At 60.4% G+C, this 12723-nt stretch carries 10 protein-coding genes and 1 pseudogene; 4 read left to right on the top strand and 7 right to left on the bottom strand.

Going from position 1 to position 12723, the window contains the following annotated elements:
- Nucleotides 1-16: 16 nt before the first annotated feature.
- Nucleotides 17-604, bottom strand: coding sequence for a CGNR zinc finger domain-containing protein (locus AC1Q8Q_RS25410; protein ID WP_168757669.1), 588 nt, complete (start codon nucleotides 602-604; stop codon nucleotides 17-19).
- Nucleotides 605-790: 186 nt separating this feature from the next.
- On the opposite strand from AC1Q8Q_RS25410, the pseudogene AC1Q8Q_RS25405 reads away from it, so the two are divergent.
- Nucleotides 791-1363 (top strand): annotated as a pseudogene (locus AC1Q8Q_RS25405) (alpha/beta fold hydrolase); the annotation flags it as partial.
- Between the two features lie 28 nt (nucleotides 1364-1391).
- Here the strand turns inward: AC1Q8Q_RS25405 and AC1Q8Q_RS25400 are convergent.
- The 5 genes from AC1Q8Q_RS25400 to AC1Q8Q_RS25380 form a co-directional block, all read right to left on the bottom strand.
- Nucleotides 1392-2390, bottom strand: a complete 999-nt coding sequence (locus tag AC1Q8Q_RS25400) for a 3-hydroxybutyryl-CoA dehydrogenase (protein WP_492615654.1) — start codon at nucleotides 2388-2390, stop codon at nucleotides 1392-1394.
- A complete protein-coding gene (locus AC1Q8Q_RS25395) occupies nucleotides 2387-3496 on the bottom strand; it encodes an NAD/NADP octopine/nopaline dehydrogenase family protein (RefSeq protein WP_492615653.1) in 1110 nt (369 codons plus the stop codon). Before AC1Q8Q_RS25395 ends, AC1Q8Q_RS25400 begins: the two co-directional genes overlap by 4 nt.
- Before the next feature lie 95 nt (nucleotides 3497-3591).
- A complete protein-coding gene (locus AC1Q8Q_RS25390) occupies nucleotides 3592-4566 on the bottom strand; it encodes an AraC family transcriptional regulator (RefSeq protein ID WP_083348693.1) in 975 nt (324 codons plus the stop codon).
- An 85-nt stretch (nucleotides 4567-4651) separates the two neighbouring features.
- Complete coding sequence (locus tag AC1Q8Q_RS25385) at nucleotides 4652-6007, bottom strand: spinster family MFS transporter (protein WP_033044825.1); 1356 nt, start codon at nucleotides 6005-6007, stop codon at nucleotides 4652-4654.
- A gap of 41 nt (nucleotides 6008-6048) precedes the next feature.
- Nucleotides 6049-7290, bottom strand: a complete 1242-nt coding sequence (locus AC1Q8Q_RS25380) for an OprD family outer membrane porin (protein WP_020801120.1) — start codon at nucleotides 7288-7290, stop codon at nucleotides 6049-6051.
- Nucleotides 7291-7663: 373 nt separating this feature from the next.
- Between AC1Q8Q_RS25380 and acmB the strand changes: the two genes are divergently transcribed.
- Together acmB and AC1Q8Q_RS25370 are read left to right on the top strand one after the other, a co-directional pair.
- Nucleotides 7664-8848, top strand: coding sequence for a methyl acetate hydrolase AcmB (acmB, locus tag AC1Q8Q_RS25375; RefSeq protein ID WP_454866539.1), 1185 nt, complete (start codon nucleotides 7664-7666; stop codon nucleotides 8846-8848).
- A 55-nt stretch (nucleotides 8849-8903) separates the two neighbouring features.
- Nucleotides 8904-9827, top strand: coding sequence for a transporter (locus AC1Q8Q_RS25370; protein WP_033044824.1), 924 nt, complete (start codon nucleotides 8904-8906; stop codon nucleotides 9825-9827).
- A 79-nt stretch (nucleotides 9828-9906) separates the two neighbouring features.
- Here the strand turns inward: AC1Q8Q_RS25370 and AC1Q8Q_RS25365 are convergent, their stop codons facing one another.
- Nucleotides 9907-10935, bottom strand: coding sequence for an AraC family transcriptional regulator (locus tag AC1Q8Q_RS25365; protein WP_168757667.1), 1029 nt, complete (start codon nucleotides 10933-10935; stop codon nucleotides 9907-9909).
- A 273-nt stretch (nucleotides 10936-11208) separates the two neighbouring features.
- On the opposite strand from AC1Q8Q_RS25365, the gene AC1Q8Q_RS25360 reads away from it, so the two are divergent.
- Nucleotides 11209-12699: an aldehyde dehydrogenase family protein gene (locus AC1Q8Q_RS25360; protein ID WP_489327978.1), complete on the top strand. Its 1491-nt coding sequence runs from the start codon at nucleotides 11209-11211 to the stop codon at nucleotides 12697-12699.
- Nucleotides 12700-12723: the final 24 nt, after the last annotated feature.

Below are 12723 nucleotides of genomic sequence, written 5' to 3'. Positions count from 1 at the left end.
GCCAGGTGCCCTAACCCTAAGTTGCACCCTGGCGCCGCTTGCGGAACTCGGCGACCTTATGCCGGTTTCCGCACAGCGCCATGCTGCACCAGCGCCGTTTGTGCGCCTTGGTGCGGTCATAGAACATCAATGAACATTCCGCGTTTTCGCATTTGCGCACCAGATTGAAATCGCCTTCAGCCAACAACTCGGCAGCGGCATAAGCCAGCCGGCTCAGGCATTGGCTGGCGGCATCACCCTGACGGAAGCGATCCAGTACCGGCGCGCCGCCCTCCTCCCACACCAGTTGCGGCACCGCCGCCAACAGAAAGGCATTCAACGCTGCCGGATCCGCCAGGCGATTTTCCCGGCGGGCTGCGACCAGGCCCTCGATGCTGTCGCGCAGCTTGCGCAATCGGGCGAGCAAATGCCCGTCGCTCCCTTCCACGCCTGTCACCCACCCGAACCCCGACTGCTGCAGCCACGACGCCGCATCGGAATCGGTGCCGAGCAGGTCTTGCCGCTGACCATCGACCATCATGCGGGTGTTCAGCAGGTCCAGTGCCGGGTGATCGGCCAGTAGCAGCGGCGCAGGCAGTTCAAGGGGGGGGACGTTGTCAGTCATGGAAATCTCCGGGGAATAACCAGACAGATTGTAACCCATAAAAATAGTTTGACCAGTTACATAATCCATGCAAAATAGACTCAAGTAACCCGTAAAAACACTTTTATACAGTTACAGGATCAATGAACAATGACCACTTCCCGACACACCAACGTTGCCTACAAATTCGTCGAAGCCGACGGCGTCAACTACGGCGCCCCCGCTGGCTTGCGCCTGGCGCTGGCTTACCCGGATCGGGTGAGCGCGATTGTTTCGCAAAACGGCAATGCGTATCTCGAAGGTCTGGGGGATGCGTGGGCGCCGATCCGCCAGTACTGGGCCGACCCGTCGCCCGCCAATCGCCAGGTGATCAAGGATGCCATCCTGCATCTGGAAGGCACGCGCTGGCAGTATGTGGAGGGCGTGAGTCATCCCGAGGTGATCGCACCCGAGGCGTACCATCTGGACGCGCTTCTGCTGGAGCGGCCCGGCAACAAGGACATCCAGCTCGACCTGTTCCTTGATTATCAGAACAACCTCGAGCTGTATCCGGCATTCCAACAGTTCTTTCGCGACACCCAGGTGCCAACGCTGGCGATCTGGGGCAAAGGCGACCCCTTCTTCATTCCACCGGGCGCCGAGGCCTATCAGCGCGACAACCCCAATGCGGTGGTCGAGTTGCTCGATACCGGCCACTTCGCCCTGGAGACCCACGTCGACCATATTGCCCGGCGCATCGTCGAAGTCGTGGGCAACGACATCAACTCAAACGTCGCGTAGTCAGGGCCCGGCATCCGGGCCCTGATGCTCAGGCCTGAGCCAACGCGCCATCGAACGCTGGCGTCAACCCCGACGACGCCAGCTTTTGCACAAAGGCTCCCATCCGCTGCTGCTTGTAGGCCTCCACGTCCAGTTCACGGTAATCGTAGAAACCCTGGCCGTCGCGCAGGCCGTTGCGGCCGTTGTGCATGTTGTCGGCAATCACCTGTGGCGATTCGAAGCGCGGCGCCAGCGCGCCACTGAGGTAACGCGAGGCGTAGTAGAGAATGTCGCCGCCACCCCAGTCGATGAACTCGAGCAGTCCCAGTACCGAGAAGCGCAAGCCGAAGCCAATGCGAACGGCTGTGTCGATATCCTCTGCGCTGGCCACGCCCTCTTCCACCATCCGTGCGGCTTCGTTCATCGCCAGTGCCTGGATGCGCGGCACGATATAGCCCGCCACCGGATTGCACACCACCGGCACCTTGCCGATGCGCTTGAGCAGTTGCAGCAGCCGCTCGACCACCTGTGGGCAGGTCGCGGCGCTGAGGCTGACTTCCACCAGCGGCATCAGGTGCGCGGGATTGAGCCAGTGCGCGTTGACGAAGCGCGCCGGCGTGCTGACCATTTCACTCAACTCGGTAACTAGGAAAGTCGAGGTGGTCGACGCGATGATCGCCGACGCCGGGACATGCTCGCTGACCCAGGCGAACGTCTGTTGCTTGGCCTCGATGACTTCCGGCACGGCTTCGAACACCAGCTCGCATCGGCGCAACGCCTCGCAGGCCCGGTCCCGGGTTTGCAGGGTCAAGCGCGATAGCGCGATGTCCGCCTGTTCCGGCTGGAGCACTCCGAGGCGAACCAGCATGAGCAGTTCGCCGCGGATGTTATTGCGCACGCGCTCGAAGTAGTCGTCGCGCTCATCCTCGGCGCGCTCCTTGATGTCAATGAGGGTAACCGGCAAGCCCGCATGGATGACGGCCAGGGCAATGCCCTCGCCCATCCGGCCGGCGCCGACCACGCTGACCTGAGGCAATTCAATGCTCATGATTGAAAGCCCTTGGTCAGCAGTTCGGTCATCCGTTCGCGGTCGAGCCCGGCCAGACCGAGGTTTTCCAGGGTGCGGCCTTCGGCGTAGAGATCACGTTCGGCAACGACCGAAGCGATGCTCAGCAGGCCCTGGGCAACCGGGGTCGGCACACCGGCCCAACGGCCAACGGACACCAGGAAGGACAGGCCCAGGCGGGTGTCTTCGAGCATATAGCGATGGATCTGCAGGTCGATGTCTTCGCGCCAGTCACCGCTGTCGGTCAGCTTGCCATGGGCACCGCGACCGTACATCCACGCCTCGCCTTCGCTGGTGTTGTAATGGTCGGCCAGGGGAAAGTGCGGTGCGCCGTAGGTCAGTGCTTCACGCACGGCCATGCGCTCGGCGTCCAGTTGGTTGGTCACGCGACGAATCGACGGCTGGGTGCCTTCGTTGTGAATGTCCCAGGCTTCGAAATGCTCCAGGGGACCTGCGTTCATCATGATCAGCGGTGGGTGGATGATGGGACCTGCGTTCATCAACGCACCGCTCAAGGCGTCTTCGATCGGTTCAACGCTCGGGTAGGCCTCGCGCAATACCGTGAAGGCGTGCTCGGACAGGTTGCTGGGGAACACGCCAGTCGGCAGGCGGGTCGCGTAGCAACTGATCACCAGCTCGCTGGCGCCATGCTTGCGTACGAGGTACGGCAGCGTACCGGTTTCAGCGAAGGCGACTTTGGCCAGGTTACCGGCATCAGCCATGGCCTTGGCAAACACGTAGCTGCCGAAAGTGCCCGGTGGCAGGAACACCACCTGGCCATCGCGCAGATGCGGCGCCACATGCCTGGCCAGGTCTTCGTGGGAGGTCGATGGCAGCGGGATGATCACCAGTTGCGCGTCGCCCAGGGCTTCGGCCAAATCGTCGGTGAACGACAGTTTGTCGCCCGGTTTGCCGACGGACAGCTGACGGGTACCCCGATAGTCCCTGATGGTCAGGCTGCCGATGGCCAGCAACTCTTTGAGCGCTGCCGAGTCGCGCCGCCACAGGCGGACCTGATGCCCCTTTTCAGCCATCTCGACAGCTGCGGCATAGCAGCCATGTCCCCCACCCAGCACGGTAATATTCATCGAGTTGCTCCTCTTGTAAGAGACTCGATGCTATCGGGCTGCACCGCCACGGACTTTCCCGATTGCGCAGCCGACTGACGGATTACGCAGAAGTCTTAATGCTTGTGTCGGCGCAGGGTGTCCGACGGCAGGCAGCCATAGCGTTGCCGATAGGCACTGGAAAAATGCCCGAAGCTGTTGATGCCGTGGCGCAACAGGATATCGGTGACGCTTTCGCAGGTATTACCCTGTTGCAGCGATTCGTGGATCACCGCCAGGCGACGCTCACGGATGTACTCGACCGGCGCCTGCTGCAGAAACTGTTTGAAGCCGTTTTGCAAGGTGCGGGCCGAGACGCCACAGAGCTCGCTCAGGGTCGCCAGGCTGATCGACTCGCCAAGGTGCGCCTCGATGTAGTCACGGGCCTTCTTCACGTGGTGCGGCAGCGGCGCGCGCGAATCGATCAACAGATCCGTCGAGTAGTTATGTGGCAGCTGGGTGAGCAGCAGTTGCATCAGGTAATCGGACAAGCCGCTGGCGAGCCGCGATCCGTCCACGCCGCTGCCGTACAGCCGGCAGATGTAGTCCAGGGTGTGATAAAGGCTGACCACGCCGGCGCCCAGCGGGTCGACGCTGACATCGAAGATCACCGACTGCCGCAAGCTGCGCCCGAGCAGGCGTTGCAGTTGCAGCTGCAGGGCATCACGGTCGACGCGCAGGATCAGGTTGCGGCACTCGCCATCGGTGACGATGCGGCTTTGCGCGAACGGCGAGGAAACGCTCAGGCAGCCCGACTGCATCGCCGCACTTCGCCGGCCGTGGGCCACTTCGCAATGCCCCTGCAAGGTGATGCGAAACAGGTACTGATCGGCAATGTCGCCGATGTTGATCTCCACCGGCGCGCCATAGCGCAGGTCGAGCAGCGCCGAAGTACCGAAGAATACGCCGTTGAGCCGGGTATGGATCGGCTCGTCACGCAGCACGTTGAAACTGTGCGGACACAGGTAATGACTGACCTTGTCCTTGATCTCGCGGTAATCGGCCGAGCTGAGCAGGCTATGCCGCTCCAGTAGGTGTACGTCATTCAACATCGGGATTCTCCTGGCCTGGAAGTGCTTCAGCCCCGCTGCATACAAACGCAGCGGGGCCGAGGCACCGATCATGAACTATGACCAATCAAGCGCGGCTCGGATACTCCCGCGCATAGCTTTCGCGGAAACGCCGGCAACCACGCCAGAGCAACAACACGGTCAACACCGACGCACCGGCGATCACCAACGACATCGACGAGCCCACCGCTGCCGGCGAACCGAAGTAGCGGTCGGTCAACAGCGCCACCAGCGTGGTGCCCAGGCCCAACCCCAGCAGGTTGCTGATCAGCAGGAACACCGCCGAGACCTGTGCGCGCACCTGGTTCGGTGCGAGGATCTGCATCGCCGCCGTGGATGCCGGCATCGGGAACGAGGCGAAGAACATGGCTGGCACCAGCAGGGTCACCGACAGCCACAGCTGATCGGCTTGCGGGAACAGCACGGCCGGTACAGCCATGCCCAGGGCACCGATGACACCAGTGCGCATCGCCGCGTCCTGATGACCCTTCTTGGCCAGGTAGTCGGTGAGCCATCCACCGAACAGCACGCCAGCGGTATTGGCCACCAACAGCACGGTGCCGAGCATGTAGCCGGCCTCCATCGGCGACAGGCCGAACTTTCGGATGTACAACGCCGGGCTCCAGCTCATCATGCAAAAAAGCGCCATGGCGTAGAACGAAAAGCCCAGGTAATGGCAGGTGAAAGTGGCACGGTGACGACCCAGGAAGCGCAAGCCATCGCTCATGGCGACCTTCTTGGCTCGACCCTGGGCATCGACCTGCAGGCCTTTACGCGCCGGGTCGCGCACGGTCAGCCAGATCAACAGGCCGACCACGATACCGGGCAGGCCGACAATGAAGAACGCCAGTTGCCAGGCTTTCATCGCGCCGAGAAAGGCGACCTCGATGGTGTTCATGTCCTTGAGCATGGCGATCACATAGCCACCCACCAGGAAGGCCAGGCCGCCACCGACGAACGAGCCGATCGAGTAGATGCCCACGGCGCGACCGAGTTTCTCCTTGGGGAACATGTCGCTGAACATCGAGTAGGCCGAGGGCGACAGGGCCGCTTCGCCAACGCCGACGCCAATGCGCGCGAGGAACATGTGCAGGAAGTTCTTGCTCAGGCCGCAGGCTGCGGTCGCCAGGCTCCAGAACACCACGCCGACGGCGATGATCCTCGGCCTGGAGAAGCGGTCAGCCAGATAGGCGATGGGCATGCCCATGAAGGCGTAGAACAACGAAAAGGCCAGCCCGTGCAGCAGGCTGAACTGGGTGTCGCTGATCTGCAGGTCGGCCTTGATCGGTTCGATCATCAGCGCCAGGATCTGCCGATCCACAAACGAAAAGATGTAGGCGATCATGCACAGCGCCACCACGTACCACTCGTAGACGTAGGTTTTCTTGCGCTGCAGGACCGGGTTATCGACCTGTATATTCACTAGTCTTTGCTCCTATTTGTATTGTTATGGAGTCAATGCGCTTACCAGAACTTCCACGTGTAGGTCGTGGCGACACGGAACTCGTTGTAGTCGTAGCCGTACTTCTGTTTCACATCGATGTTACGCAGGTCCAGTCCAAGGCCTTGCAGCGCCCCGCTCTGTACCACGTAATTGAGCCCCAGGTAGCGTTCGCTTTCCTGGTTGTCGCTCAAGTTGCCGCCGCGGTCCCAGTTCGTGCCCTTGATGTAGCGCGTGTAGAATTTCAGCCCCGGCACGCCCATCCCGGCAAAGTCATAGCTGTAGCGCGCGCCCCAGGACTTTTCATCGGGGCGGACAAAACCCAGGGACGACCAGTGCACCAGGTAAGGTTGCGGGATATAGCCGTTCATGGTCGGGAACACGCTGTCACCGAGCATGCGCTGGTAACTGAGGCCGAACATGTGCGCCCCCTTGAGCAAGCTGAACAGGGCACCGTAGGAGCGGTTGTCAATTTCACCGTTCAAGGCACTGCCGTCTTCATTGTTATTGAAGTAGCGCAAGTCGGTTTTAAGTTTGTAGCCATTGCCCAGGTCAGCCATGTGCATCAGGCCGAAATAGTGCTGCTGGTAGATATCGTGCAGGACGCCGTAGAAGTAACTGGCTTGCAACGTCTTGCTGATGTCGTAAGTGACGCCGCCAAAATCCAGGCCGTCACTGTCGAGATTATCGGTGGAGCCAAACTTGTAGAGCTTTTCGTGATTGGAAGACTCCCGTGTCACGGCAGACCAGAAGCGGCCACCGGTCACGGTCAATCCGTCAATTTCCTTGGACTCGACCACGGCCCCTTGATAGATGGTATCCAGCTGTCGACTGGGGTCATCGAACGCCACCGGCAATTGCGGGCGCAGGTCACCCACCTTTAACTCGGTCTTGCTGTAGCGCATCTTGAAGGTCGCACCGGCGCGACTGTAGTCATTGGCCGTCTGTTGATCGCTCACACTGTACGGCAGCGAACCGTCGTTGCCCGAGGAATCCAGACGCACGGCGTATTGCGCATCCACATCCAGGCCAATGGCCAAGGCCGTGTCGGTGTAGCCGGAGGTAAATTGCGCATCGAAACCCTGAGACCAACTGTGCACTTCAGACACCGGTGCATGGGTGTTGGTGTAGTTTCGGTGCAAGTAGAAGTTACGCGTATCCACTTTGAAATGACTGTCATCGATCACATCGGCATGAGCTGCCAATGGCGAACAGATAACCCCGATCACACTGGCAATACCGAGCCCACGGCAAGATTGCTTCACCTGATATCTCCATTCTTATTGTTATGGGGTAAGCGCAAGGCGAGCTCAATGGAACAGTCCGCTACGACGACACGCTTCCTGTGTGCGCAAGGTAAGCGAGTAGACGCCGCGCCGGTATCAAGATGAACAGCATCCGAAGGGGGGAAATCTCCCGTGCGGCTAAAGGTTTCCCTTAGGCGAAGCAGGTAATTGGATAAATGCCGGATTCCGACACCCTCTGCCGGCAGCCGACAAACGCTCCGGTTTTATTTTCTTAATCTCCCCTGGCCCGACGTTCATCGCTTCACGTCGGCCCAATCAGTCCTGTCACTGCACATCCCGCTCCAGGCGCTAGCCAAGCGCACCAGGGTTGGGTTTAAGGAGAATAAGAATAATGAATCCAGGTTCTACATCAGCATTCGACCAGATACTCGAAACCGTCACCGTTGGGCAGCAGCGCGTCCCAGGCGTCGTGGCTGCCGTCACCGGGCGAGACGGTTTGCTCTACGAGGGTGCTTCAGGGCAACGAACGCTCGGTCAAACAGGGGCAATGACGACCGACAGTGTTTTCGCGATGTTTTCCACGACCAAGGCGATAACCGCCACCGCCGTGCTTCAGTTGGTCGAGGAAGGCCGACTGGATCTCGATGCGCCCGCCAGGGACTACCTGCCGATGATCGGCGAACTCAAGGTGCTCGAAGGGTTTGATAGCGACGGCACCCCACGGCTTCGCCCTGCGAAAAATCACATCACCACCCGAATGCTCCTGCTTCACACCGCAGGCCTGGGTTACGAATTCTTCAACGAACACTACAACAGGCTGGTCCAGGAACAACGACAACCCAGCATCATCAGCGGATCGTTGGCTGCCCTGAAGACGCCGTTGCTGTTCGAGCCGGGTGAGCAGTGGGAATACGGCTCCAACATGGACTGGGCCGGCCTGGTGGTCGAGGCCATTACCGGCAAGCGCCTGGGTGAAGTCATGCAACAGCGTATTTTTGAGCCTCTGGGCATGACCGACACGGCCTTCACCATGACCCCGTCAATGCTCCAGCGACGGGCTGGCATGCACCAGCGTGAAGAGGATGGATCGCTGAGCCCGGTCGAAGGCTCCCTCCTCCCGCCGGAACCCGAAGTGCATATGGGAGGCCATGGCCTGTTTTCGACAGTCAAGGATTACTGCCTGTTCATCCGCGCCTGGCTGAACGACGGACAAGGTGATCACGGACGGATCCTGAAGCCGGAGACGATTCGTTTCGCCGAGCAAAACGGCCTCGACAACTTGAAGATAAAAGCCCTTCCCTGCGTGATTCCGAGTATTTCCCATACTGCGGAATTTTTCCCCGGCATGCCAAAGTCGTGGGCGTTGAGTTTCATGATCAACGAACAAGACGCTCCCACCGGTCGCCCCGCGGGCTCCTTGGCGTGGGCTGGATTGGCCAATCTCTTCTATTGGATCGATCGCAAGAATGGCATCGGTGGCTTTTGGGCCACCCAGATATTGCCATTCGTAGACCCTGTATCGACCCAGGGTTATCTGGATTTCGAAACGGCGGCCTACCGCAACCTGAGCCACTGAGCCGGTTCCTGATTCACCCCTCTCTAAAACCTACAAAAACAAAAACAGGTGACTCATGGAGATCTCCACGCGTACCCCTGCGCGCGCTCGTTTCTCAGCTTGCGCATTGGATACTTCAATGATCGGTGCCGCATTGCTGCTGGCCACCCTGGCCGGCAACGCCCATGCCATCGATGTGGACGCCGGCGAATACGCCGCTGCGCTTCCAGCCGGCAGCAATATCGGCTTGCTCTACCTGCAGCATGCCGAGCGGCGGTCGCTCTACAGTGACGGTCACAAGGTTGCGATCAAAGCGGGACTCGACTCGGATATCGGCATACTGCGCGTCGCCAATTACCAGCAGTTGGGTGACTACACGATCAATACGCAGTTCCTGTTGCCCTTCGGTCGCCTGGAAGGAACACGCGACAACGACGCGTTGGGACAAACCAGTGGCACGGGTGATCTGATTCTGGCCTCGACCCTGTGGCTCGTGAACGATCCGGCGAAGAACCGTTACTGGGGCATTGCGCCCTACCTGTTCGTGCCGACCGGTAGCTATGACCGCAACGATGCACTCAACCTCGGTGAAAACCGTTGGAAGATGACGTTGCAGACCGGTTATGTGACCGGCCTCACTGACAGATTGTCCCTGGACCTCACCGCCGACGTCACGCTGTTCGGCAAGAATGACGACCTCACGAGTCAAGGCCTGACGTTGCGCCAGAAGCCGCTATGGCAAGCCCAGACCTACCTCAGGTACGCCGTTACACCCAAGCTGTCGGTGCACGTCGGCGCGTCTCAACTCTGGGGCGGCGAGACGCGCATCGATGGCCAGGACCAGAACGATGAACCCGGTACCAGCAAGTATCGTGTCGGAGGATCCTACTGGATGACCCCGACCTTCCAGGCCCTGCTCAATTACGGCCAGGACGTATCGGTCGACAATGGTTTCAAGGAAGAACAGCGGGTTAACCTACGGTTGCTGTGGGTGTTCTGACCCGCTGCGATTGGCTGGGTTGGTGGGCACCGAGAGTGGCGTTGACGTTACTCTCGGTGCCCTTTTTTTCATCAAGCCGCTAGCGCAACCGGCGCTGCAAGGTTTGTGACGGCAGTTCACTGAAACGCTTGCGATAGAGCCCCGCGAAATCACCCAGGTTCAGATAACCCCATCGAAAGGCAATGGCAGAAACTGTCGCGCCCGACTCTGGATCCGCCACCCATAAATCGCGGTGTACCCCCTGTAGCCGCTGCTCGCGCAGGAACGCACCGGGCGTCATACCGCGAAAGCGCGAGAAGGCCCCACTCAATGCCCGCACACTGGTCCCGACCGCACTGGCAACCTCTGCCATCGTCGGCAGGCTAGCTGCATTGGCACTCATGAATTCTTCGGCAGCCCTCACGTAGCGGGGCGCAATCCGGTTCTTTGGACTGTTGAAATCAAGTCCGGCTTGTGCGGCGCGACCAGCCCACTCTCGCAACAGATGAACGCACAGCGCTTGCTGCAGATGAGCCCCCATACGTCCCTCAGTCATGTGTTCGCCAGCTTCGGCAACACACCGAACCGTGTACTCCAGCAGACTTAGCCAGCTCGAACCGACCCCACCGATGATGCACTTATGCCTCCAGAATCGATCGTCGGGCACGAACCCAAACCACTGCTGCGCCATCTGCTCCAAGACTGCATGTGGAAGGGTCAAATTCAGTTGCAGGTGATCCGGATCCAGGTCAACCCGGTATTCGACACGACTGCAATCGGCAATGAAGGACTCACCCACTGCAGTATCTTCAGTGTCTGAACGTTGTGTCCAATGCCGGGCATTGCCGCCAATGGTCGTGAGCAGCAAGGCATTCCCCGCCTCAGGCGAAAAATCATCGACGCTCACCGCCACGCCATAACCAAAACGGGTCAGCGTCAACTCCCCAATCCTGGATGAATGCATGGTGGCGCGAGGCTTGATGGCTTGCCCTTTGGGGGTGACACGATAGGGCATGTAAACGCGATCCGACCAGGCGCTGATTTCATCCCACTCGGTTGAAAAAACTTTGTGCTGCTGGCGTATCGGCTTGCCGCTGACATCTGTTAACAACGCATGGTCGAGAAGCATGAAGACACCTGTTTTTTATTTTTCTAGGGTCGGGTGAATGCTCTTGCTGGACTGGGATCATCCGGTGCCAGTGACCCTGCGTAAAGAGCTTTTTGATGGTGACTGTCCCGTTCTGAAACAGTTGTACGGGTTCGATACAGCCCTGCCTTCGTCATACCTGTGCGCAATGCTCATTGGCAACGCATCACGCCCGGCGCCACGGCGTTTTTAGCAGGCTGGCACAGGCGTTGCTCCGGGGCTTGGGACAAAAATCACAACAACGAGGCCTCGCCCATGGAACACCTTCCACTGCATCCCAAGACCGTTGAATTCCTCTCCAGACGATCGCGCATGCTGATCGGCGCCGAATGGATGGACGCCGCCAGCGGCGCGACGATGGCCGTGCGCAATCCGGCCACCGGCAAGCTGCTGCTGGACGTGCCGTCCGCCACCCATGTCGATGTGGATCGCGCCGTGCAAGCCGCGCGACGCGCTTTCGATGACTCCGCCTGGAGCCACATGCGCCCACGCGAGCGGCAGAACCTGCTGTGGCGGCTGGCCGACCTGATCGAGCGCGACGCCCAGGTGATCGCCGAGCTGGAATGCCTGAACAACGGCAAGAGCGTGCAGATGGCACGCCTGGTGGACGTCCAACTGTCTATCGACTCCCTGCGCTACATGGCCGGCTGGGCCACCAAGCTCTCGGGCACTACTGTGGACCCGTCCCTGCCGCTGATGCCGGACAGCCAATTCCATGCCTTCATCCGCCGCGAGGCGGTTGGGGTGGTTGGCGCCATCGTTGCCTGGAACTTTCCCTTCATGCTGGCTTGCTGGAAACTCGGCCCGGCCTTGGCCACCGGTTGCAGCCTGGTACTCAAGCCTGCCGACGAGACCCCCCTGAGTGCCCTCAAGCTGGCCGAGCTTGTGCTGGAAGCCGGCTACCCGACCGGCGTGTTCAACGTGGTTACCGGCACTGGTCTTAACGCTGGCGCGGCGCTGAGCAATCACCCGGGAGTAGACAAGCTGACCTTCACCGGGTCCACCGAAGTGGGCAAGCAGATCGGCAAGGCGGCCATGGACAACATGACTCGCGTGACCCTGGAGTTGGGCGGCAAATCGCCAACCATCGTCCTGGCGGACGCCGACCTGCAGGTGGCCGCGGCCGGTGCCGCCAGCGCGATCTTCTTCAACCAGGGCCAGGTGTGCTGCGCCGGTTCGCGCCTGTATGTGCACCGCAAGCATTTCGACCGGGTGGTGGGCGACATCGTCGATATCGCCAATGGCATGAAGCTCGGTAACGGCCTGGACCCCAGCGTGTCCATGGGTCCGCTGATCTCCGCCAAGCAACAGGATCGGGTGCACAACTACATCGAGATGGGCCGCGAACTGGGCGCCACCATCGCCTGCGGCGGCGAGAAGTTCGGCCCCGGCTACTTCGTCCAACCCACGGTGATCGTCGACGTCGACCAGCAGCATCGCCTGGTGCAGGAAGAAATCTTCGGCCCGGTGCTGGTGGCCATGCCCTTCGACGACATCGACCAGGCCGTGCACCTGGCCAACGACAACAGCTACGGTCTGGGGGCCAGCATCTGGTCCAATGACATGAGCGCGGTGCACCGCATGATCCCGCGCATCAAGTCCGGCTCGGTCTGGGTCAACTGCCACAGCGCCCTCGACCCGGTGCTGCCCTTCGGCGGCTACAAGCTCTCCGGCGTCGGCCGTGAACTGGGTGCGGCAGCGATCGACCACTACACCGAACTGAAGACGGTAATGATCAAGCTGTAATCCCTTCTCAGGCTGGGGCCGGCT

Source organism: Pseudomonas sp. GW823-FHT06B06 (genome assembly GCF_058795195.1).
This window is presented reverse-complemented; position numbering and strand designations above follow the sequence as displayed.

Coding starts and splice junctions, on each gene's coding strand:
- AC1Q8Q_RS25390 (WP_083348693.1), bottom strand. CDS start 4,566: ATGTTGAATGACGTACACCTACTGGAGCGGCATAGCCTGCTCAGCTCG.
- AC1Q8Q_RS25410 (WP_168757669.1), bottom strand. CDS start 604: ATGACTGACAACGTCCCCCCCCTTGAACTGCCTGCGCCGCTGCTACTG.
- AC1Q8Q_RS25395 (WP_492615653.1), bottom strand. CDS start 3,496: ATGAATATTACCGTGCTGGGTGGGGGACATGGCTGCTATGCCGCAGCT.
- acmB (WP_454866539.1), top strand. CDS start 7,664: ATGAATCCAGGTTCTACATCAGCATTCGACCAGATACTCGAAACCGTC.
- AC1Q8Q_RS25370 (WP_033044824.1), top strand. CDS start 8,904: ATGGAGATCTCCACGCGTACCCCTGCGCGCGCTCGTTTCTCAGCTTGC.
- AC1Q8Q_RS25365 (WP_168757667.1), bottom strand. CDS start 10,935: ATGCTTCTCGACCATGCGTTGTTAACAGATGTCAGCGGCAAGCCGATA.
- AC1Q8Q_RS25360 (WP_489327978.1), top strand. CDS start 11,209: ATGGAACACCTTCCACTGCATCCCAAGACCGTTGAATTCCTCTCCAGA.
- AC1Q8Q_RS25400 (WP_492615654.1), bottom strand. CDS start 2,390: ATGAGCATTGAATTGCCTCAGGTCAGCGTGGTCGGCGCCGGCCGGATG.